This window comes from Streptomyces sp. NPDC037271 (assembly GCF_055603605.1).
On record NZ_JBVJVN010000001.1, the window covers coordinates 400,049 to 419,608 of the forward strand.

Genomic DNA, 19,560 nt, shown 5'->3' on the forward strand with positions numbered 1-19,560 from the left:
CCGGCGGACGTCAGAAGCGGCGCGTGATCAGCGCCCGCTTCACCTCGGCGATCGCCTTGGTGACCTCGATACCGCGCGGGCAGGCGTCCGTGCAGTTGAAGGTCGTGCGGCAGCGCCAGACGCCGTCGCGGTCGTTCAGGATCTCCAGCCGCTGCTCGCCGGCCTCGTCACGCGAGTCGAAGATGAAGCGGTGCGCGTTGACGATCGCGGCCGGGCCGAAGTACTGGCCGTCGTTCCAGAACACCGGGCACGAGGACGTGCAGGCGGCGCACAGGATGCACTTCGTCGTGTCGTCGAAGCGCTCGCGGTCCTCGGCGGACTGCAGGCGCTCACGCGTCGGCTCGTTGGTGTCCTTCGTGATCAGGAAGGGCATCACGTCCCGGTACGCCTGGAAGAACGGCTCCATGTCGACGACCAGGTCCTTGAGGACCGTCAGGCCCTTGATGGGCTCGACCGTGATCGGCTTCTCGGGGCTGATGTCCTTGATCAGCGTCTTGCAGGCGAGGCGGTTCTTGCCGTTGATCCGCATGGCGTCCGACCCGCAGATGCCGTGCGCGCAGGAACGGCGGAAGGTCAGGCTTCCGTCCAGGTCCCACTTGATCTTGTGCAGCGCGTCGAGGACGCGCTCCTTCGGGTCGATCTCCAGCTGGAAGTCTTCCCAGGTCGCCTCGGCCGAGACCTCCGGGTTGAACCGGCGGACGCGGAAGGTGACCGTGATGTACGGGGAGTCGGCGAAGCCGGGCTCGGGGGCCTTGTCGCTCTTCTCCATGACAGGGGTAGCCATCAGTACTTACGCTCCATCGGCTGGTAGCGGGTCTGGACGACCGGCTTGTAGTCGAGCCGGATGGACTCGGCGCCGTCGTCGCCCACCTCGCGGTACGCCATGGTGTGGCGCATGAAGTTGACGTCGTCGCGGTTGGGGAAGTCCTCGCGGTAGTGACCGCCGCGCGACTCCTTGCGGGCGAGCGCGGACACCGCCATGACCTCGGCCAGGTCGAGCAGGTTGCCCAGCTCGACGGCCTCCAGCAGGTCGGTGTTGAACCGCTTGCCCTTGTCCTGGATCGCCACGTTCTTGTAGCGGGCGCGCAGCTCGCCGATCTTCTCGACGGCCGTCTTGATCGTCTGCTCGGTGCGGAACACCATGACGTTGGCGTCCATGCACTCCTGCAGCTCGCGGCGGAGCGTCGAGACCCGCTCGGTGCCGGTGGAGGAGCGCAGGCGTTCGATCTGCTCGACGACCAGGGACTCCGGGTTCTCCGGCAGCTCGACGAAGTCCGCCTTCTGCGCGTACTCCGCCGCCGCGATGCCGGCCCGCTTGCCGAAGACGTTGATGTCCAGCAGCGAGTTGGTGCCCAGGCGGTTGGCGCCGTGGACGGACACACAGGCGACCTCGCCGGCCGCGTACAGGCCCGGGACGACGGTGGTGTTGTCCGCGAGGACCTCACCCTCGACGTTGGTCGGGATGCCGCCCATGGCGTAGTGCGCGGTGGGCTGGATCGGGATCGGGTCCGTGTAGGGCTCGATGCCGAGGTAGGTCCGCGCGAACTCCGTGATGTCGGGCAGCTTGGCGTCCAGCTGCTCCGGCGGGAGGTGGGTGAGGTCCAGGAAGACGTGGTCGCCCTCGGGACCGCAGCCGCGGCCCTCGCGGATCTCCGTGTAGATGGAGCGCGAGACGACGTCACGGGACGCGAGGTCCTTCATGACCGGCGCGTACTTCTCCATGAAGCGCTCGCCGTCCTTGTTGCGGAGGATGCCGCCCTCACCGCGGGCGCCCTCCGTCAGCAGGATGCCCATCCGCCAGATGCCGGTCGGGTGGAACTGGAAGAACTCCATGTCCTCCAGCGGCAGCCCGCGCCGGTACACGGCCGCCTGGCCGTCACCGGTCAGGGTGTGCGCGTTGGACGTCACCTTGAAGAACTTGCCGGTGCCGCCGGACGCGTAGATCACGGACTTCGCCTGGAAGACGTGGATCTCGCCGGTGGCCAGCTCGTAGGCGACCACACCGGCGGACTTCTTGACGCCGTCGACCTCGGTGATCAGCTGGTCCAGGACGTAGAACTCGTTGAAGAACTCCACGCCCTCCTTGACGCAGTTCTGGTACAGCGTCTGGAGGATCATGTGACCGGTGCGGTCGGCCGCGTAGCAGGAGCGGCGGACCGGGGCCTCGCCGTGGTTGCGGCTGTGACCGCCGAAGCGGCGCTGGTCGATCGTGCCGTTCGGGGTCCGGTTGAACGGCAGGCCCATCTTCTCCAGGTCGAGGACCGAGTCGATGGCCTCCTTCGCCAGGATCTCGGCGGCGTCCTGGTCGACCAGGTAGTCACCGCCCTTGACCGTGTCGAAGGTGTGCCACTCCCAGTTGTCCTCCTCCACGTTGGCCAGCGCGGCGGCCATGCCGCCCTGCGCCGCGCCCGTGTGGGAGCGGGTGGGGTAGAGCTTCGTCAGGACGGCGGTGCGGCTGCGCTTCGTCGACTCGATGGCCGCGCGCATGCCGGCGCCACCGGCGCCGACGATGACGGTGTCGTACTTGTGTACCTTCATGATTTTCGCAGCCCCGTGCCTAGCGGATGTTCGGGTCGAAGGTGAAGATCACCAGCGTGCCCAGCAGGATGGTGAACACCGTGGCGGTGTAGAGCAGGCCCTTGAGCCACAGCCGGGTGTTCGGACGCTCCGCGTAGTCGTTGATGACCGTGCGCAGGCCGTTGGCGCCGTGCAGCATCGCGAGCCAGAGCATCAGGAGGTCCCAGACCTGCCAGAACGGCGAGGCCCAGCGGCCCGCCACGAAGGCGAAGCCGATCTTCGAGACACCGCCGTCCAGCACCAGCTGGATGAGCAGGTGGCCGATGACCAGGACGACCAGCACCACGCCGGACAGGCGCATGAACAGCCACGCGACCATCTCGAAGTTGCCCCGGGTGGACCTGGGGGTCTTCTTGGTGCGCTGGCGGGGGGCTTCGATGAGCGGCGCCGGGTTGTCGACCGTGTAGACCGAGGCACCCTCGACGGGGCCGACTCCGGAAGCGGGGGATTCAGTCGTGGACATTGGCGTCAGCTCCCGAACAGTTCACGAGCGGCGTGGCCGAGGACGGGGTAGATCGCCCCGATCATCAGCACGACCCACAGGCCGACGACGGTCCAGAGCATCTGCTTCTGGTAGCGGGCGCCCTTGACCCAGAAGTCGACGGCGATGACGCGCAGGCCGTTGAGCGCGTGGAAGAGGATGGCCGCGACGAGGCCGTACTCCAGCAGCGCGACGATCGGCGTTTTGTAGGTGGCCACGACGGTGTCGTAGGCCTCGGGGGACACACGGACGAGAGCGGTGTCCAGCACGTGGACGAACAGGAAGAAGAAAATGAGGACGCCGGTGACTCGGTGAGCCACCCAGGACCACATTCCTTCCCGGCCGCGGTACAGCGTTCCAGCCGGCACGGAAGTTTCCTCCGGGAGCGGGGATTGGGGCCGCGCCGGCTTTCCTTGTCGGTCGGGCCCGGCCGGGTACGGTCCACCGGCCCCCAGCATCGTAGCGACGGTTGCCTGCGGCGCTTACGGGGGGCCTGCCTGTGTGATCAAAGTTGCACTCAAAAGAGCAGCGGACGGGCCGCAGGAGGGTGGTTCGGGCGGTTTGCCGGGTGTGGGCCGCGGGTCGGCCGTGGCCGGCCGCGCCCCGCCGCGGAGCCGCCGGTGTCAGGGGGCCGGGCTGCTCAGGGAGTCGGCCAGCCGGGCCCTGGCCAGGTGCCGCAGTTCCTCCGCCGCGACTCCGCGTTCTTCCTCCGGATCGTTTGCCAATCGTGACCGGATGCCTTCGAGTACGTGGTCCAGCGCTTCGTTGGCGGGCATGCCGTCCAGGCAGATGACGAACGCGTGTCCGAACCGGCTCTCGTAGACCGCGGTGGCCGCGCCCAGGGCCGTGTGGGCCGCCGCGTACGTGTCCGCGGGCAGGGCCGGCAGGGCCTCCGCCGCCAGCGCCTCCGTCAGGTCGTCCGGGGAGAGGTCGTACGCCGCCTCGTCCGCTGCCGCCAGGAGGGCGGGCAGGTCCGGGTAGGGGCGGTGGGCGGCGAGGCGGTGGGCCCAGTGGTGGCTGTTCAGGCAGGTGAGGAGGGCCTCGACGGCCTCGTCGGCGGGGGCGGTGTTGAAGTGCTCCAGTGAGGAGGCGGTTACCGGTGTGACGCGGGTTTGCGCCGGTACCGGTATGGCCACTCGGCCGGGGAGGTCTGGGAGACGGTGCGCAGGCAGCGTGGTTCCTCGTGGGCTTCACGTGTGTGTCGGCAGGGGATCGTGCGAGAGATGTGGCGTCACGTTATCGAGTGACGGCATGACGTGTCCGTCCGATGCCCGAATTTCACTCGAACGGGAGAGTTTCAGAACATGTGGTGGACGCATGGTGGAGCTCACGGCCGTAGGTTGGCGCTGTGAGCCAGCACGAACGCCGGACACCGGCGCGCAAGGTGAGGCAGCGGGCCGTGATCACCGGTGCGGTGGTCGCCTCGCTCGGTCTGGGAGTCGGCCTGTGGGCCACCGACGGTGAGGGCGGCGGGCCCGGGGGCCCGGCCGCGGGGCCGTCCGAAGCGGCGGCCGAACCCAGCCCCAGCCGCTCCTACCCGCTGTCCGAGGAGCCGCTCACCATACCCGCCGTACGCGACCACACCCCGGCCCGCGGCCCCGGCTGGCAGCCGGAGAAGGCGCACCGCGTCGTCGTCGCCGACGCCGGGCTCGCCGACGAGGGGCGCCTGATAGCGGGCGAGCTGGGGCTGACGTACGCGGGGGAGAGGGGCGACGAGCGCGCCGGGGACGTGCTGCTGGACGTCAGGGCGGAGAAGGGTGCCGACCCCGAGTCGTACACCATGACCGTGCGTGACGGCCGGGTCACCCTCAGCGGGCCGGCCGAGGCGGGCGTCTACTACGGCACCCGCACCCTGAAGCAGGCCGTGGACGGCGGCGGCACCGCGCCGGAGGGTGTCGTGAAGGACGAGCCGGCCAAGCCGCGGCGCGGGTTCATGCTCGACATCGCGCGCAAGCACTACGACGCCGACTGGATAAAGGACCGGATCCGCGAACTCGGCGACCTGAAGTTCAACGAACTGGGCCTGCACTTCTCCGACGACCAGGCCTTCCGCATCGAGTCCGACTCGCACCCCGAGATCGTCTCCGACGACCACCTGACCAAGGCCGAGGTCAAGGAGATCATCGACCTCGCCGCCTCCCGGCACATCACCGTCGTCCCCGAGATCGACTCGCCGGGCCACCTCGGTGCGGTGATCGCCGCCCACCCCGACCTCCAGCTGCGCGACGCGCAGGGCACGCCCACGCGCGGCGCGATCGACATCTCCAAGCCGGAGGCCGCCGAGATCGTCGACGACCTGATCGACGAGTACGCCGGCCTCTTCCCCGGCTCCCGGTTCCACCTCGGCGCCGACGAGTACCAGGCGCTCGTCGTGGCGGACCCCGAGGCGTCCTACCCGCAGCTCGCCGCCGCCGCGCGCAAGGCGTACGGCTCCGGTGCCACCGTCGCCGACCTCACCACCGGCTGGCTGAACGGACGGGCCGAGACGGCCCTGGCCCACGACCGCATACCGCGCGCCTGGAACGACGGCTTCTTCAAGGACACGTCCGTCGAACCCCTGAAGGACATCAAGGTCGCCTACTGGACCGGCAAGGAGATCGGCGCCCGCCCGCCGACGGAGTACCTGAGCGCGGGCCGCGAGGTCCTCAACTACAACGACGAGTTCCTCTACTACGTGCTCGGCGAGCCGCAGACCTTCGTCTACCCGACCGGCGAGCGCATCTACGAGCAGTGGACCCCGCGCGTCGTGCGCGGCACCACCCCGGTCGACGCGAAGTACGACGACCAGATCCTGGGCGGCAGCTTCGCCGTCTGGGGAGACCTGCCGAACGCCCAGACGCAGGCCCAGGTCGCCGAAGGCATCCGGCTGCCCCTGGCGGCGACGGTCCAGAAGCTGTGGGACCCGGACGAGCCCGAGCTGTCCTGGGCGGACTTCAAGGCGCTGGCGAACCGGCTCGACTGATTCCGCACGCCCCCCGGGCACCGCGCGGATTGTCCGATACGGCTGCGAACTCCCGTACGGCTGTGGTGGTCTGTGGACGAGCCGAACCGACACGCCGGGGGGAGCCGGGACATGGGCTACTGGGGGTATTTCGTCGTGGGCCGCGCCGAGCGGCCGCTCGCGGAACTGGACGCGCTGTCGGGCGCCGCGGACATGACCTTGCGCCGGTCCACGCCGGACGGCTGGCAGGTGTGGGAGTTCCCGGGCGGCGACGGAGACGTCGGGAACATGAACGACCTGGCCGGGCAGACCGGCGCGCCCGCGCTGTTCGGGTACGTCATGGACAGCGACTGCGTGGTCGTGGAGGCGGCGGCGCCGGACAGCGGGGCGTGGACGACCTGCCTGGCCCGGGCCGCGATGGCCGGGTACCTCGGGGCCGAGAACGACGGGCTCACCCTCGAGGACTACTTCCTGGAGCCCCGGGACGCCGCCGAGCGTGCCGTGGCCTGGGCCGCCGAGGCCGGGCGCACCGCGAGCGCCGGGGAACTGGCGGAGGTGCTGTCGGCCGACCCGCGGGCCGGTGCCGAGGCCGGTGCCGAAGCAGTCGCCGGTGCCGGTGCTGATGCCGCCCACGAGGACGGACCGGTGGCCGAAAACCTCTTCTTCCGGTTCCTCGACCGGCTGGGTGTGGTGCCGCTGTGACACTCCCGGACCGTCGCACGCAGTAAGGGGAAGTGCGGGCTCCGTGGTGGTGAACGGGACGGAGCGGCAGGAACAGGGAGGCATCGGATGAGCCTGGTGGAACTGATCGCGCGGGCCGACGCACGCGGACTCGCCGGGAGTGGACTGGCTTGTTTCGATCGCTGCGTTCCCCTGCTGGGCGGTGACGACGAGGTCCTCAGGCCCCTGTGGGCGAGCCTCGCCGGCGACGCCGGCGACGGGCCCGGCTGGGCAACCGGGCTGGCGCAGGTGCGCGAGAGGCTCGCCGGTCCCGACGCCGAGGGCGAGGACGAGGCCGTGCTCCTGGCCCGCCGGATGCTGGCCGCCGTGCCCGCCGAGTGCTCCGGCGCCGGGATACGGGCGTGGGCCGACGCCTGCTCCGTCGCCTCGCTCCGCGTCCACCGGCTCCTCGACCCCGCGGTGGACGCCGCCACCGAGGCCGCCGCCCGCGGGGAAGGCGGTGCGGAAGGCGGTGAGGAGGGCGGTACGGACGGACTGTCGCCGCTCGTCGCGGCCGAACTGCGCCGCCAGGTCACCGTCCTGGAAGTGCTCGCCGGCCATGGCCCGGCCGGCCTGCGCCGGGCCATGGAAGTCTCCACGGAGGGCCGCCGGGTGCTGCGCGCGGTGGTGTCCCGCCGGGCGCGCGGACGGGGCTGACCGCCGTACCGGCCACCGGACGGCCGCGGGTCCGCCACCGCCCCCGTCTGTGACGGTCGTGCGGCGGAGGTGCGGCGGACGTGGTGGACGTGGGGTGGTCCTGCGCCGGTTGCGGAACGGCCCGCGCAACCGTGTGACGAAAGTCGGCCCGGCGGCGCTCCAGCACATGTGACGACTGTGACCAGCGGATTGACGACCCAGCAGGAAACCCGGCCGTCGGCCGCCGCGAAGCCGGTGCGGTGGGCGGCGGACGCCGTGTCCACGATGCGCGAGGGCGCCCGGATACGCCTGGACTACTCGGCGCAGAGCCTGTGGCGCGTCGACCGGGTGATCGACGGCATCCGGTGCGAGGGAGCGCCGTACGCCGCCGTGGAGACGGTGCTGCGCGGACTCGGCGCCTACGCGGGCGAGGTGATCGTGCGGCAGACCGGTGGCGAATGGTGGGCGACCGGCGGCGACCACTGGGTCCGCACCCCCGACGGACGGCTGTGGGACCCGATCGACGAGGCCCGCCGCTGCTTCGCCGGCGACGGATCGCTCCGGCTGCTGTGCCGGGACACGGGGGCGACCCGGTGAGGGCCCGGCCGAGGACCGTGCGGAAACGATTCGCCTGTCATGGGGTGTGCGGAAACGGCGCACCGGCCGCGGACCTGTGACACCCGGGGCGCCCCGTCCGCTGGATCAGTGTGGGAGCCGGGCCGCGGGCGCGGACTCCCGTCACCGGCGTGAAGGGGTGGGTGGTCCGGATGGAGCAGCGGGACGAGGCGGGCGGCCGCATACCGCGCGCCCGCGCGGTGCGGGCTCACGCGGCGGCGTCGGTCCGCCGCGCCACGGCCGGCGACCGGCTGCCGCTGGACTGCTCCCCGGCCGGCCCGCGGATCGTCGACTTCCCGATCGGCGGAGTGCGCGAGGGCGGCACCGGCCACGAGCGGGCACCCGGCACACTGCGCGGCCCGGGCGCCCACGCCGGCGAGGTCCGCGTGCGCCGGGCGGGCCCGGCGCGTGCGGCCCGCCGTCACGTGAGGGCCCTCCGTCCGCACCGCGCGCCGTGACACGTCCGCTCCCTGTGACACTTCCGTGCGCGCCGACGCTGATGACCGTGGGGGCGGGCTCACCCGAGCGCGCGGAGAACTCGGTACGGACGAGGACGGTTCTTGGGCCAGCGAGGTGAACCCCGTCGCGTACAGGTGTACGACGGGGAACTGGGCGCGGCCGTCGCGCGGGCCCAGGAAGGTGACGAGGCCGCCTTCGCGGCCGCCTACCGGTTCGTGCAGCCCGGCCTGCTGGGCTACCTGCGCGGACTCGTCGGGGACGACGCCGAGGACGTCGCGTCGGACGCGTGGCTGGAGATAGCCCGCGACCTGCGGCGCTTCAGGGGCGACGGGGCCGGCTTCCGGGGCTGGACGGCGACGATCGCCCGGCACCGGGCCCTGGACCACCTGCGCCGCCAGAAGGTACGGCCCCGGGCGACGGCACTGGAACAGGACGTCCTGGACCTGCCCGGCCCGCACTCCACGCACGACCAGGCACTGGAGACGCTGTCCACGGAGGCCGCCCTGGCCCTGGTCGCGGGACTGCCCCGCGACCAGGCCGAGGCCGTGCTGCTGCGGGTCGTCGTCGGCCTCGACGGGCCGTCCGCCGCGCGCGTCCTCGGCAAGCGGCCGGGCGCGGTGCGCACGGCGACGTACCGGGGACTGAAGCGGCTGGCACGGCAGATGGGTGTCGACCGGGTGACGGATGACGCGCCCAGGACGCTGGGGGAGTCGACATGACGGGCACCGACGGCGGCGTCCCGGCCGACCGAGCGGGAACGGAGGCGGACATGGGCGCACAGCACGGCGAAGGCGGTGGCCATGCCGGACCCCGTCCCGTCCGCCACGACACCCCCGGGACGGAGCGGCTGCTCGCCGCCGCCCTGCGGGACGAGCACGTCGACGCCGAGGGCGAGCGACGGGCCGTGGCCGCGTTCCGGGCCGCCCTGGACGCTGCGCCGGGCCGGGCGGCGCGCAGTCGCCGGCGGGACGACTGGCGCCCGCGTGAACGCAGAGGCGCGGGGCGCACGCTGAAGACCGCGCTCTCGGTGCTGCTCGCGAGCATCACCTTGGGCGGCGTCGCGTACGCGGCGATCGGCGGCGGAGGCGGCTCGGCCACGAACGCCGCAGGGCCGGACCCCTCCCGTCCGCCTGCCTCCACGGGCGGCACCGAGGTCCGGCCGGTGAACACCCCGCGCCCCGGCCGCACGGCTCCCGGCGCCACCTCCGCGAGGCCGGACAGCCCGGCCGCCGCCCGGGACACGGAGGCCCGCTGCCGCGCGTACGAGCGGCTGGAGGGCCGCGGCGAGGCGCTGGACGCCACGGCCTGGCAGGGGCTCGTCGCGGCGGCGGGCGATCCGGGGAACGTGGCCTCCTACTGCGCTGAGCAGCGCGCCGGACAGGACCGGCCGAGCACCCCGGGCACCCCGCAAACCCCGAACACCCCGGAAACCCCGCGCACCCCAGGAGCCTCTGGCACCCCCCGAACCCCTGCCACCCCCAGGACCCCGGGGGACACGAACAGGCCGAGCGGCGCGGCCGGGCCGGCCCAGCCGGGCCGCTCGAACGGCAACGCCGGTGACGCGGCGAACGGGAACGGCGACGGAGGCGGCACGGGGTCGGCGGACCGGGCCCCCGGCAAGGGCCAGTAACCTCGCACCGGCGACGGGCGAGGTGGCCGAGGCAACGGCCGGAGCCGCCACCCCCCACAGGAGAGGCCCCGGCCGTCGCGCGGCACGGGCCGCGCGGCGGCCCGTACTCCCTACAGCGCCGCGACTGCGTTTTCTGTCACACCCCACCGCGTCACGGCTTAGTTGCATCTTGTACGGCAATGGGATGAGGACATGGACGAGTGGCGGTTTCAAGACGTAACGTGCCATTCGCGCCGATCAGTGGGAGCCTCACTCCCGCTCCACACCCGCAGTGGACCACCGCGACCATCAAGTGAGGGACCACGACGACGGCGAGTACCCGGTCCGCGAGAGCGGCGCCGGCTGAGGCGCAAAGAGAGGCTCGGTGCTGGGGGACGACGCGGAGCTGACCGCCGCGGTGCGTGCGGCACAGGACGGGGACGAGACCGCGTTCCGGACTGTGTACCGCGCGGTGCATCCGCGGCTGCTGGGATACGTGCGGACACTGGTCGGCGACCTGGACGCCGAGGACGTGGCGTCCGAGGCCTGGCTGCAGATCGCCCGTGACCTGGAACGGTTCGACGGCGACGCCGACCGGTTCCGGGGCTGGGCCGCCCGCATCGCCCGCAACCGCGCGCTGGACCACATCCGCATGCGCGGTCGCCGGCCGGCGACGGGCGGTGACGAGACGGAGCTGACCGGCAGGCCCGCCGAGTCCGACACCGCGGACGAGGCCATGGAGGCCCTGGCCACCGGCAGTACTCTCTCCCTCATCGCCCGGCTGCCCCAGGACCAGGCCGAGGCCGTCGTCCTGCGCGTGGTGGTGGGCCTCGACGCCAAGAGTGCCGCCGAGACACTGGGCAAGCGGCCCGGCGCCGTCCGTACGGCGGCGCACCGCGGCCTGAAGCGTCTGGCCGAACTGCTCGGCGGCGATCCGGAATCGGGTGGCGGGCTCGACGCCCTGCCGCCTCAGCGAGAACCGCACCACCGTGCGGTGACGTCCGCGACTGTGACGCATACGCGTGCGCGGACGCAGAAGGACATGTGATGGCCGACGAGCAGGACAGGTGGCTGGACCGCGAAACGGCGGAGATCTTGCTGCGCGGAGAGTCACTCGAGGCTGTCGCCCCCGCGGACCGCGACCGGGCCGAGCGGCTCGCCCGGGCCCTGGGCGCACTCTCCGCGCCACCGGTCCCGAGCGGCGAGGAACTCCCCGGCGAGGCCGCCGCGCTGGCCGCCTTCCGCGCGGCGCGGGCCGAGCGGAAGGCCGCGCCGACGGGAACGCCGGCCGCCGCCGGGGGCGGCACCGGCCCACAGCCCTCCGACGCCGGACTGGTCCGCATCGCCCCGCGCGGCGACGGCGCCCGGCGGCCCCGCTGGAGCCGTCCGCTGCGCTTCGGGCTGGCCGCCGCGCTGACCGCCGGCATGGTCGGCGGGGTGGCGGTCGCCGCCGGAACCGGAGTCCTGCCGGCGCCGTTCGACGGCGCCGAACCGGAACCCGCCGCCACCGTCTCGGCCGCCGCGTCCCCCGACCGCCCGCCCGCCTCGCCCGCGCCGCTCGACGACGTGGAGGGCGGATCGGCGCCCGGCGGTCCGGCGCGCGGCGCGCCGGAGCGGGGCGGCGCGGGGAACGGCGCGGACGGCGGCACGGCCGGGGACCGCGGCTCCGACCCCGGGCCGGGTTCCGGCGACACCTCCCACGACCGGGCGAAAAGCGGCTCCGGCGGAGGGTGGCCGGAGCTCGTGGCGGCCTGCCGTGACGTACGTGCCGGCAGGGAACCGGAGGGCCCCCGCGGGCGTGCGCTGAAGGACGCGGCCGGGGGCTCGTCCCGGGTCGGGAAGTACTGCGGCGACCTCCTCGCCGGGTCTGTCGGCGCCGCCCCGGGCCGCGGCAGGGGCAAGGACGGCAGGGAGCCCGACGAGTCCGGAGAGACCGGGAAGGACTCGGGTGGCTCCGGCGGCAGGAACGGCAAGGGCGACAAGCCCGACAAAGACGGCAACAGCGGCAACAGCGGCAACAGCGGCAACAGCGGCAACAGCGGCAACGGTGGCAACAGCGGCAACGGCGGCAAGGGGGGCGAAGGCGGAAAGAAGGGTGGCGGTGACAAGGGCGGCAAGGACGATGACGACGACGGCCCTCACATAACCCCGCCCGTCGGGCACCACCACGGTCCGCACGCCCCCTGGGCCCACCCACCTCTGCCCCAGCAGCGGCCGGCATACCCGGCGCACGCCTCGTCCGCTCTCGGAGATGCCCTCCGACCTGCGCTTTCGCGGACTCTGGAGGGTTTCCCCGCCGCGGGTGTGACACTTTCGGGCGCCATGGCGCAGTAATGAGTGAGCCGACTGGTCATCGGCTGTTGCACCGAGCCGGGGTTCCCCCCGTACCTACGGCTCGTGCACCTTGGCGGGGGGGGGGGGGGGGTGCCCCCCCCCCCCCCCCCCCCCCCCCCCCCCCCACCCCCCCCCCCCCCCCCCCCCCCCCCCCCCCCCCCCCGCCCCCCTTCCCCGTGCGCCTCGCCGCCTCACCGGTACACGACGACCTTGTCGCCGTCGCGCACCTGGGCGTACAGCTCCGCGATCGCCGCCTCGTCCCGTACGTTGACGCAGCCGTGCGAGGCGCCCGCGTAGCCGCGGGCGGCGAAGTCGTGCGAATAGTGCACGGCCTGGCCGCCGCTGAAGAACATCGCGTACGGCATGGCCGAGTCGTACAGCGTCGAGACGTGGTGGCGGGACTTCCAGTAGACGCGGAACACGCCCTCCCGGGTCGGCGTGTACTGGGAGCCGAACCGCACCGGCATCGTCGACACGGTCCGTCCGTCGACCATCCAGCGCAGCGTCCGGCTCGACTTGCTGACGCACAGCACCCGGCCGGTCAGACAGCGCGGGTCGGGTGCGGCGGCCGGCTGCCCGCCCATCAGGTACAGCTCCCACTTGCCCGGCTCGCGCGACATCCCCAGCAGCCGCTGCCAGGTGACCGTGTCGGTGCGGCCCGTCACGGGCAGCCCGCGCTTGCCCTGGAAACCGCTCACCGCGCGCTCGGTCAGGTCGTCGTACGTCCCGGTCGGGCCGTCGACGAGCCACTCCACCTGACGCAGCCGGGCCTGGAGTTCGCGGACGTCCCGGCCGGTGTCGCCCCGCCTCCACAGCACCGGGGGCTCGCCGCGGGCGGGCGGCGCGCTCGACGGCCGGTCGCCGGCCGGTGTGTGCTTCGGCGGCGCGCCGGTGACGTCGATGTGCACCGGCGCGCGCCCCCCGTCGTCGGCGACCGTGCCCTGCACGGTGCAGCCGCCCGCCGCCAGTACGGCCCCGAGGGCGACGGCGGCCGCCCTCCCCCTGTTTCCCACCCGCGTCATACGCATCACGGCCCCCCGCCGTCTCACCGTCCCGCACGGACGTCCCCCGAGATGTTCCCCGCGGATGACGCTCCGCGAACGGCGCGGCATCGTTGTGACCGGGACCGCGACAAGGTTGTGAGCAAGGTCCCAGCGTGGGCCTCTCCACCGGGCGCACGCGCGCGGATACAGTCCGTCGGACGATCGGTCTGCAGTGGCGAGCAATTGACGGATAGTTCGAGCAGTTCGAACATGTGCTCAGCGGGAGGCATCACACCATGGCGCGCGAGTCAGAGTCCGGACTGCCCATCGAACCGGTCTACGGGCCCGATGCCCAGGCGGGCTGGGACCCGGCGGAGAAGCTGGGCGAGCCGGGGAAGTACCCCTTCACCCGGGGCGTGTACCCGTCCATGTACACGGGCCGGCCGTGGACGATGCGCCAGTACGCCGGTTTCGGTACGGCGACGGAGTCGAACGCCCGGTACAAGCAGCTGATCGCCAACGGCACGATGGGACTGTCGGTCGCCTTCGACCTGCCCACGCAGATGGGGCACGACTCGGACGCCCCGATCGCGAGCGGCGAGGTCGGCAAGGTCGGCGTGGCGATCGACTCGATCGACGACATGCGCGTGCTGTTCGGCGGGATCCCGCTGGACAAGGTGTCGACGTCGATGACGATCAACGCCCCCGCCTCGCTGCTGCTCCTGCTCTACCAACTGGTCGCCGAGGAGCAGGGGGTGGCCGCCGACCGGCTGACCGGCACGATCCAGAACGACGTGCTGAAGGAGTACATCGCGCGCGGGACGTACATCTTCCCGCCCAAGCCGTCGCTGCGGCTGATCGCGGACATCTTCAAGTACTGCAAGGCCGAGATCCCGAAGTGGAACACCATCTCGATCTCGGGTTACCACATGGCCGAGGCGGGCGCGTCGCCCGCGCAGGAGATCGCGTTCACGCTGGCGGACGGCATCGAGTACGTGCGCACGGCGGTCGCGGCCGGCATGGACGTCGACGACTTCGCGCCCCGGCTGTCCTTCTTCTTCGTGGCGCGTACGACGATCCTGGAGGAGGTCGCCAAGTTCCGCGCGGCCCGCCGGATCTGGGCGCGGGTGATGCGCGAGGAGTTCGGCGCGAAGAACCCCAAGTCGCTGATGCTGCGCTTCCACACCCAGACCGCCGGGGTGCAGCTGACCGCGCAGCAGCCCGAGGTCAACCTGGTCCGCGTCGCGGTGCAGGGCCTGGGCGCGGTCCTGGGCGGCACGCAGTCCCTGCACACCAACTCCTTCGACGAGGCGATCGCGCTGCCGACGGACAAGTCGGCGCGGCTGGCCCTGCGCACGCAGCAGGTCCTCGCCTACGAGACGGACGTGACGGCGACCGTCGACCCGTTCGCCGGCTCCTACGTCGTCGAGAAGATGACCGACGACGTGGAGGCGGCGACGCTGGAGCTGATGCGGAAGGTCGAGGACCTCGGCGGCGCGGTCGCGGCGATCGAGCACGGCTTCCAGAAGGGCGAGATCGAGCGCTCCGCCTACCGCATCGCCCAGGAGACCGACTCCGGCGAGCGGGTCGTGGTCGGCGTCAACCGCTTCCAGCTCGACGAGGAGGAGCCGTACGAGCCCCTCCGCGTCGACCCGGCCATCGAGGCCCAGCAGGCCGAACGCCTCGCCAAGCTCCGCGCCGAGCGCGACCAGCAGGCGGTGGACACCGCGCTCACGGCCCTGAAGAAGGCGGCCGAGGGGGAGGACAACGTCCTGTACCCGATGAAGGACGCGCTGCGGGCGCGGGCGACGGTGGGCGAGGTGTGCAACGCGTTGCGGGAGGTCTGGGGGACGTATGTGCCCTCGGATGCCTTCTGAGCCTGGCCAATACCTCGCATGGGTGATCGGGGGCGAAAAGGTCACGTTCCCGGTCAGGCTCGTGGAGAGGGCTCCGAACAGGGCGCGCACCCGCTGCCCGGAGAGCGCCGGGAGGGCTATGGCCTGGACGAACGCGCCCGCCTGACGGCCGAATACCCCTGGACGGCTCAGGCGGGCGCGCAGGTCTTCACGGACTGCGAGCGGCACTTCGAGGAGGGCCCGGCCCTGGTGGTCGAGGGGATCGGGACCGCCTACCGCCTCGGCTGACCCGTACCCGTACCCGTACCCGTACCCGTACCCGTACCCGTACCCGGAGCCTTCGCCCGCTGCGCCGCCCGGTACCGGCGCACCGCACGGGTGACGGCCGGCGGCAGCAGGTCCAGCGCGAGACGGCGGGTGCGGTCGCGCGGAGTCGGCGGCCGCGTCGCCCGTGCCGCGCGGTCCGCCGGACCGGCCTGCTTGGTCTGCTCCGGCACCGGCGCGGCATCCGGCCGCTGCGCCGAGGAGGCCGGCGCGGGCGAACCGGGCGCCTGCGGACTCGGCGTCGCCGCGGGTGCCGGGTGCCGCGAGGGCGGCAGCGAGGGCAGATGCATCCGCTTGCCCTTGGCGCGGGCCCGGATCAGCCGGTGCCCGGCGGCCTGCTCCACGGTCACGGCACAGTCGTCGCGCCCGCGCAGCGCGGCGAGCAGCTCCTCCCGCACCGGCTCGGGGTCGCCCCAGGTGCCGTACAGCTTCTGGCTGCTCAGGCAGACGGGACGCAGCCCCCGGTTGAACACGGCCTCCCAGGCGGCGGCGGCCACCCCCGGGGTGTGCTCGCTGCGGAAGTCGTCGAGGACGACGATGCCGTCGGGCAGCAGCAGGTCCCGGGCCGCGCCGATGTCGCCGTGGACGTGCTCGTACAGGTGCGAGGCGTCGATGTGGGCGAAGCGGCAGGTGCCGGGCGCGACCTCGGCGGTGATCGCGGAACTGGGGGACTGGACGATCGTCGGCAGGGTGTCGTGGAAGGAGAGGTAGTTCTGCTCGAAGGCCTGCCGGGTGAGCGAGGAGTACGACTTCGCCGCCTCCGCCCGGTTGGCCGCGTCCGGCGGCTCGGTCCCGAACAGGTCGCAGACCGTGAGCGTCTCGCCGTCCCGCAGGTGGTGCCCCAGCAGGATCGCGCTCTTGCCCAGGTAGGCGCCCAGTTCGAGCAGGTCGCCGCGGGTGTCCTGCTGCTCCTGCCGCTCCAGGAACCAGGAGAACAGCACCTGGTCGAGCGGCCAGAACCAGCCGGGGACGTCGTTCAGCTCACCGGGGTGCTTGTGCGTCTCTTGCGCAGTGGCCATGAGGCGAGCATGCCCCCTCGCCGTCTGCCGTGTGAACGGCTCGCGCAATCCCATGAGCGGAACATCACACTTATCGCCCAATGTGCCCTGACGGGCACTCTCCGGATCCGGCGTGGCGCACCTCGCGGACACCTCCGGTACAGGCGGATTTAAGGAGCCGGGGATTACATGACGCGTTCAGAGTCGTGGAAGTACCGAGGCGGAGAACCGCCGAACAGCGTATGCCGTGAGACATGACAGGGATGCGGAAAACATGATGAAGAGTGCGAGACCCGGCGCCTGGCTCGCCGGTGTGCTGGTCGTGGCGGGCACGCTCGTCGCCGGCCCGGCCCGGGCGACCGTGGGCGAGCCGGTCGGCGACGCGGGGAAGTCCTACGTCGCGAGGATCGAGATAGGTGACACGGACCGCGCCTGTTCCGGCGCGCTCGTCGAGGCCCGGTGGATCGTCACGGCGGCGAGCTGCTTCGCCGAGGACCCGGCGCAGCCGACCGCGGTCCCCGCGGGCCCGCCGGCCCGTCCGGCCAAGGTCACCGTGGGACGCACCGACCTGACCACGACGGCCGGAGTCGTCCGCGACATCGTGGAACTGGTCCCCCGGACGGACCGGGACCTGGTGCTGGCGCGGCTGTCCGCGCCGGCGTACAACATCGCTCCAGTACCCCTCAGCGCCGAGGCGCCCGTCGACGGCGAGGAACTGACCGTCGCCGGCTACGGACGCACCGCGGACGCATGGGCGCCCCTGCGGGCGCACGCCGGAACGTTCACCGTCACCGGAACCCGCGGCGCGGAACTGGACGTGGAGGGGCAGGACGGCGCCGCGGTCTGCAAGGGCGACGCGGGCGGCCCGGCGGTCCGTTCCGGTGCCGGCGGCGACGAGCTGGTCGCGATCAGCAGCCGCTCCTGGCAGGGCGGATGCTTCGGGTCCGAGGAGACCCGCCGCGGTGCCGTCGAGACCAGGCTGGACGACATCACGGACTGGGTCGGCACCCAGGTCGCCCGCTGGTCCCTGAAGGCGCAGGCGAACGGCAAGTACGTGTCCGCCGCCCTGAACGCCTCCGGCATCCACGAGGACATGCTGCGGGCGAGCAGCGACGAGGTGGCGGGCTGGGAGCAGTTCACGCTCCACACCCGGGACGGCGGAGCCACGGTGGGCCTCCGGTCCGCGGCCAACGGTCTCTTCGTCACCACCGAGTTGAACGAGACCGGCGCCTACGAGGGCGTGCTGCGCGCCCGCAGCGCGTCCCTCAACGGGTGGGAGCGGTTCACGCTCGTACCGCAGGGAGGCCAGAAGTACGCCCTGCGGTCGGAGGCGAACGACAAGTACGTCACCACCGAGGCCAACTTCACCGGAGACGACGCGAACCTGCTGCGCGCCCGCCCGACGACCGTCGTCGGCGGCTGGGAGCACTTCACGCTGGAGCACGCCGACACCTTCCGCGTCACGGGCCGTGCCCCGGCGGGTCCGGCTCCGCTGCCCCTGGGCTGACGTCGCACGGCGTCACAGGCGGCGCGGGCCGCCCCGGCGTGCGGTGCGGAGGTCGCTCCTCCGCACGCCGGGGCGGCCCGGACGCGCTCAGAGCGTCCGGGAGAGCGCCGACCGCAGCCGCGGGGTCAGCGGCTTCTCGACGAACCGGTGCAACAGCCAGGCCAGCAGCAGCATCGCAGCCGTCGTCAGCACGAAGGTCGCCGCCGACGGCACGTGCAGATCGCGGTGCAGGACGCGGATCACCACCCAGCCCAGGTGCTCGTGCACCAGGTAGAAGGGGTACGTCAGCGCCCCGGCCACCGTCAGCCAGCGCCAGTTCGCCCGGCTCAGCCATCCCAGCGCGATCGCCGCCACCGCCAGGAAGCCGAAGGCGACGACGAGGACGATGCCGAAGGTCGTGCGGTGGGCGAAGGCCTCCGGGTCGGCGGCGTTCCACAGCTCGGCGACCGCGTAGTGCTGCCCGACCAGGAAGCTCACGGCCGTGATGCCCCACCCGTGGGCGTCCCGCCGGTCGCGGTGGACGAGGTACAGGCCGATGCCGCCCACGAAGAAGGGGGCGTACTCCGGCATCAGCACCAGGTCGAGCAGCGGCTCGTCCGCGGCCTGCGCCAGCACCGCGGCGAGGAGCCAGCCGCCGCAGAACATCAGGACCCGTCGGCGGTCGGTGCCCGGCAGTACGACGCACAGCGCGAACAGCGCGTAGAAGCGGACCTCCACCCACAGCGTCCAGCACACGCCCAGCACCCGGTCCGCGCCCAGCGGCTGCTGCAGCAACGTCAGGTTGACCAGGGCGTCGCTCGGCGACACCGCCTGGTAGGCGACCGCCGGCAGGGCGAACACGGCGGTCACCAGGACGACCGCCACCCAGTAGGCGGGCATCAGCCGGGAGACGCGGGACGCGAAGAACGACGTCAGGGACCGCCCCCAGCCGCTCATGCAGATCACGAACCCGCTGATCACGAAGAAGACCTGGACACCGAGGCAGCCGTAGGCGAAAAGGGTGTGCAGGGTCGGGAACTGGAGCGCGGGGGAGGTGCCCCAGGCGTCGGTGACGGTGCCGCCGCGTCCGCCGTAGTGGTACGCCGCCACCATCAGCGCGGCCACCAGACGCAGTCCGTCCAGGGCGCGCAGCCGGCCCGGCGCGGGCTTTTGCCGTTCCGGTGCCGGTCCGGCCGGTGCCTTGGGGGAAGCGGCCGGACCGGGCCGCGCTGTCGGGGTGCTCACGGCCGTCTCGGTCACGCTCGTACTACTCCTTTGACCGCTGCCCGGTCGATGTCGGTTTCTCAGGACGCCCGCGGACGAGCGGGGTGGGCGGCCTCGCCCGGGGGACGGGTGCGGCACAGGCTAGGCAGTGCCTGTTCGGGAGATGAACAACCGAGCGGACGGGCACGAGAACATCTGTGGAACTCCCGGTGTCCGGCCGGCTCCCGGGGTGCGGCCCCGCACGCCATGACGTGCTCGGTCTCGTGCGCGTACGGGAAAACCTCTTCGAAAGCCGTACTCCAGTTCACCCATGTGTA

Annotated in this window: 20 protein-coding genes; 12 read left to right on the forward strand and 8 right to left on the reverse strand. The window is 72.5% G+C overall.

Translation table 11 applies throughout. The features are described 5' to 3' along the window. Positions 1–10: 10 nt before the first annotated feature. The 5 genes from ACZ7G3_RS01925 to ACZ7G3_RS01945 form a co-directional block, all read right to left on the reverse strand. Entirely contained in the window at positions 11–784 is a 774-nt protein-coding gene (locus ACZ7G3_RS01925) for a succinate dehydrogenase iron-sulfur subunit (protein ID WP_029394386.1), read from the reverse strand. Beyond that, complete coding sequence (sdhA, locus tag ACZ7G3_RS01930) at positions 784–2,538, reverse strand: succinate dehydrogenase flavoprotein subunit (protein WP_426597117.1); 1,755 nt, start codon at positions 2,536–2,538, stop codon at positions 784–786. Before sdhA ends, ACZ7G3_RS01925 begins: the two co-directional genes overlap by 1 nt. A gap of 19 nt (positions 2,539–2,557) precedes the next feature. Next, on the reverse strand, positions 2,558–3,040 hold the full coding sequence (locus tag ACZ7G3_RS01935) for a succinate dehydrogenase hydrophobic membrane anchor subunit (protein WP_470922832.1): 483 nt from the start codon (positions 3,038–3,040) through the stop codon (positions 2,558–2,560). Positions 3,041–3,045: 5 nt separating this feature from the next. Next, positions 3,046–3,426, reverse strand: a complete 381-nt coding sequence (gene sdhC, locus ACZ7G3_RS01940; protein WP_426523219.1) for a succinate dehydrogenase, cytochrome b556 subunit — start codon at positions 3,424–3,426, stop codon at positions 3,046–3,048. 255 nt (positions 3,427–3,681) lie between these two features. Next, on the reverse strand, positions 3,682–4,194 hold the full coding sequence (locus ACZ7G3_RS01945; protein ID WP_470922833.1) for a 2-oxo-4-hydroxy-4-carboxy-5-ureidoimidazoline decarboxylase: 513 nt from the start codon (positions 4,192–4,194) through the stop codon (positions 3,682–3,684). A gap of 212 nt (positions 4,195–4,406) precedes the next feature. Here ACZ7G3_RS01945 and ACZ7G3_RS01950 point away from each other — a divergent pair, with 212 nt between their 5' ends. From ACZ7G3_RS01950 to ACZ7G3_RS01990, 9 genes are all read left to right on the forward strand, one after another. Beyond that, entirely contained in the window at positions 4,407–6,020 is a 1,614-nt protein-coding gene (locus ACZ7G3_RS01950) for a beta-N-acetylhexosaminidase (RefSeq protein WP_470922834.1), read from the forward strand. Positions 6,021–6,131: 111 nt separating this feature from the next. After that, on the forward strand, positions 6,132–6,701 hold the full coding sequence (locus tag ACZ7G3_RS01955) for a hypothetical protein (RefSeq protein WP_470922835.1): 570 nt from the start codon (positions 6,132–6,134) through the stop codon (positions 6,699–6,701). An 87-nt stretch (positions 6,702–6,788) separates the two neighbouring features. Continuing rightward, positions 6,789–7,376, forward strand: a complete 588-nt coding sequence (locus ACZ7G3_RS01960; RefSeq protein ID WP_470922836.1) for a hypothetical protein — start codon at positions 6,789–6,791, stop codon at positions 7,374–7,376. Between the two features lie 189 nt (positions 7,377–7,565). Continuing rightward, positions 7,566–7,952, forward strand: a complete 387-nt coding sequence (locus ACZ7G3_RS01965) for a hypothetical protein (RefSeq protein WP_426597276.1) — start codon at positions 7,566–7,568, stop codon at positions 7,950–7,952. Positions 7,953–8,101: 149 nt separating this feature from the next. Continuing rightward, positions 8,102–8,428, forward strand: a complete 327-nt coding sequence (locus ACZ7G3_RS01970) for a hypothetical protein (RefSeq protein WP_470922837.1) — start codon at positions 8,102–8,104, stop codon at positions 8,426–8,428. A gap of 102 nt (positions 8,429–8,530) precedes the next feature. Then, entirely contained in the window at positions 8,531–9,148 is a 618-nt protein-coding gene (locus ACZ7G3_RS01975; protein ID WP_426597111.1) for an RNA polymerase sigma factor, read from the forward strand. Beyond that, positions 9,145–10,059 carry a hypothetical protein gene (locus ACZ7G3_RS01980; RefSeq protein ID WP_470922838.1) on the forward strand — a complete coding sequence of 305 codons (915 nt, stop codon included), beginning with the start codon at positions 9,145–9,147 and terminating at the stop codon, positions 10,057–10,059. The genes ACZ7G3_RS01975 and ACZ7G3_RS01980 overlap by 4 nt, the downstream gene beginning before the upstream one ends. 364 nt (positions 10,060–10,423) lie before the next feature. Next, positions 10,424–11,086, forward strand: a complete 663-nt coding sequence (locus ACZ7G3_RS01985; RefSeq protein WP_470922839.1) for an RNA polymerase sigma factor — start codon at positions 10,424–10,426, stop codon at positions 11,084–11,086. Beyond that, positions 11,086–12,372: a hypothetical protein gene (locus ACZ7G3_RS01990; protein ID WP_470922840.1), complete on the forward strand. Its 1,287-nt coding sequence runs from the start codon at positions 11,086–11,088 to the stop codon at positions 12,370–12,372. The genes ACZ7G3_RS01985 and ACZ7G3_RS01990 overlap by 1 nt, the downstream gene beginning before the upstream one ends. A gap of 191 nt (positions 12,373–12,563) precedes the next feature. Here the strand turns inward: ACZ7G3_RS01990 and ACZ7G3_RS01995 are convergent, their stop codons facing one another. Further along, entirely contained in the window at positions 12,564–13,400 is an 837-nt protein-coding gene (locus ACZ7G3_RS01995) for a L,D-transpeptidase family protein (protein ID WP_470922841.1), read from the reverse strand. Between the two features lie 251 nt (positions 13,401–13,651). Between ACZ7G3_RS01995 and ACZ7G3_RS02000 the strand changes: the two genes are divergently transcribed. Together ACZ7G3_RS02000 and ACZ7G3_RS02005 are read left to right on the forward strand one after the other, a co-directional pair. Beyond that, positions 13,652–15,232 carry an acyl-CoA mutase large subunit family protein gene (locus ACZ7G3_RS02000; protein ID WP_426597106.1) on the forward strand — a complete coding sequence of 527 codons (1,581 nt, stop codon included), beginning with the start codon at positions 13,652–13,654 and terminating at the stop codon, positions 15,230–15,232. Between the two features lie 18 nt (positions 15,233–15,250). Continuing rightward, positions 15,251–15,499 carry a TetR/AcrR family transcriptional regulator C-terminal domain-containing protein gene (locus ACZ7G3_RS02005; protein ID WP_470922842.1) on the forward strand — a complete coding sequence of 83 codons (249 nt, stop codon included), beginning with the start codon at positions 15,251–15,253 and terminating at the stop codon, positions 15,497–15,499. Here the strand turns inward: ACZ7G3_RS02005 and ACZ7G3_RS02010 are convergent. After that, positions 15,484–16,554: a class I SAM-dependent methyltransferase gene (locus ACZ7G3_RS02010; RefSeq protein WP_470922843.1), complete on the reverse strand. Its 1,071-nt coding sequence runs from the start codon at positions 16,552–16,554 to the stop codon at positions 15,484–15,486. The genes ACZ7G3_RS02005 and ACZ7G3_RS02010 overlap by 16 nt on opposite strands. 253 nt (positions 16,555–16,807) lie before the next feature. On the opposite strand from ACZ7G3_RS02010, the gene ACZ7G3_RS02015 reads away from it, so the two are divergent. Then, positions 16,808–18,040: a trypsin-like serine protease gene (locus tag ACZ7G3_RS02015; protein WP_470922844.1), complete on the forward strand. Its 1,233-nt coding sequence runs from the start codon at positions 16,808–16,810 to the stop codon at positions 18,038–18,040. A gap of 87 nt (positions 18,041–18,127) precedes the next feature. Here the strand turns inward: ACZ7G3_RS02015 and ACZ7G3_RS02020 are convergent, their stop codons facing one another. Then, complete coding sequence (locus ACZ7G3_RS02020) at positions 18,128–19,279, reverse strand: acyltransferase family protein (RefSeq protein WP_470922845.1); 1,152 nt, start codon at positions 19,277–19,279, stop codon at positions 18,128–18,130. Positions 19,280–19,560: the final 281 nt, after the last annotated feature.

What these genes read in the sequence shown, in the direction of transcription:
- sdhA (WP_426597117.1), bottom strand. Translation starts at nt 2,538, where the DNA reads ATGAAGGTACACAAGTACGACACCGTCATCGTCGGCGCCGGTGGCGCC.
- ACZ7G3_RS01925 (WP_029394386.1), bottom strand. Translation starts at nt 784, where the DNA reads ATGGCTACCCCTGTCATGGAGAAGAGCGACAAGGCCCCCGAGCCCGGC.
- ACZ7G3_RS02010 (WP_470922843.1), bottom strand. Translation starts at nt 16,554, where the DNA reads ATGGCCACTGCGCAAGAGACGCACAAGCACCCCGGTGAGCTGAACGAC.
- ACZ7G3_RS01960 (WP_470922836.1), top strand. Translation starts at nt 6,789, where the DNA reads ATGAGCCTGGTGGAACTGATCGCGCGGGCCGACGCACGCGGACTCGCC.
- ACZ7G3_RS01980 (WP_470922838.1), top strand. Translation starts at nt 9,145, where the DNA reads ATGACGGGCACCGACGGCGGCGTCCCGGCCGACCGAGCGGGAACGGAG.
- ACZ7G3_RS01995 (WP_470922841.1), bottom strand. Translation starts at nt 13,400, where the DNA reads ATGCGTATGACGCGGGTGGGAAACAGGGGGAGGGCGGCCGCCGTCGCC.
- ACZ7G3_RS01990 (WP_470922840.1), top strand. Translation starts at nt 11,086, where the DNA reads ATGGCCGACGAGCAGGACAGGTGGCTGGACCGCGAAACGGCGGAGATC.
- ACZ7G3_RS02005 (WP_470922842.1), top strand. Translation starts at nt 15,251, where the DNA reads ATGGGTGATCGGGGGCGAAAAGGTCACGTTCCCGGTCAGGCTCGTGGA.
- ACZ7G3_RS02015 (WP_470922844.1), top strand. Translation starts at nt 16,808, where the DNA reads ATGATGAAGAGTGCGAGACCCGGCGCCTGGCTCGCCGGTGTGCTGGTC.
- ACZ7G3_RS02000 (WP_426597106.1), top strand. Translation starts at nt 13,652, where the DNA reads ATGGCGCGCGAGTCAGAGTCCGGACTGCCCATCGAACCGGTCTACGGG.
- ACZ7G3_RS01955 (WP_470922835.1), top strand. Translation starts at nt 6,132, where the DNA reads ATGGGCTACTGGGGGTATTTCGTCGTGGGCCGCGCCGAGCGGCCGCTC.
- ACZ7G3_RS01935 (WP_470922832.1), bottom strand. Translation starts at nt 3,040, where the DNA reads ATGTCCACGACTGAATCCCCCGCTTCCGGAGTCGGCCCCGTCGAGGGT.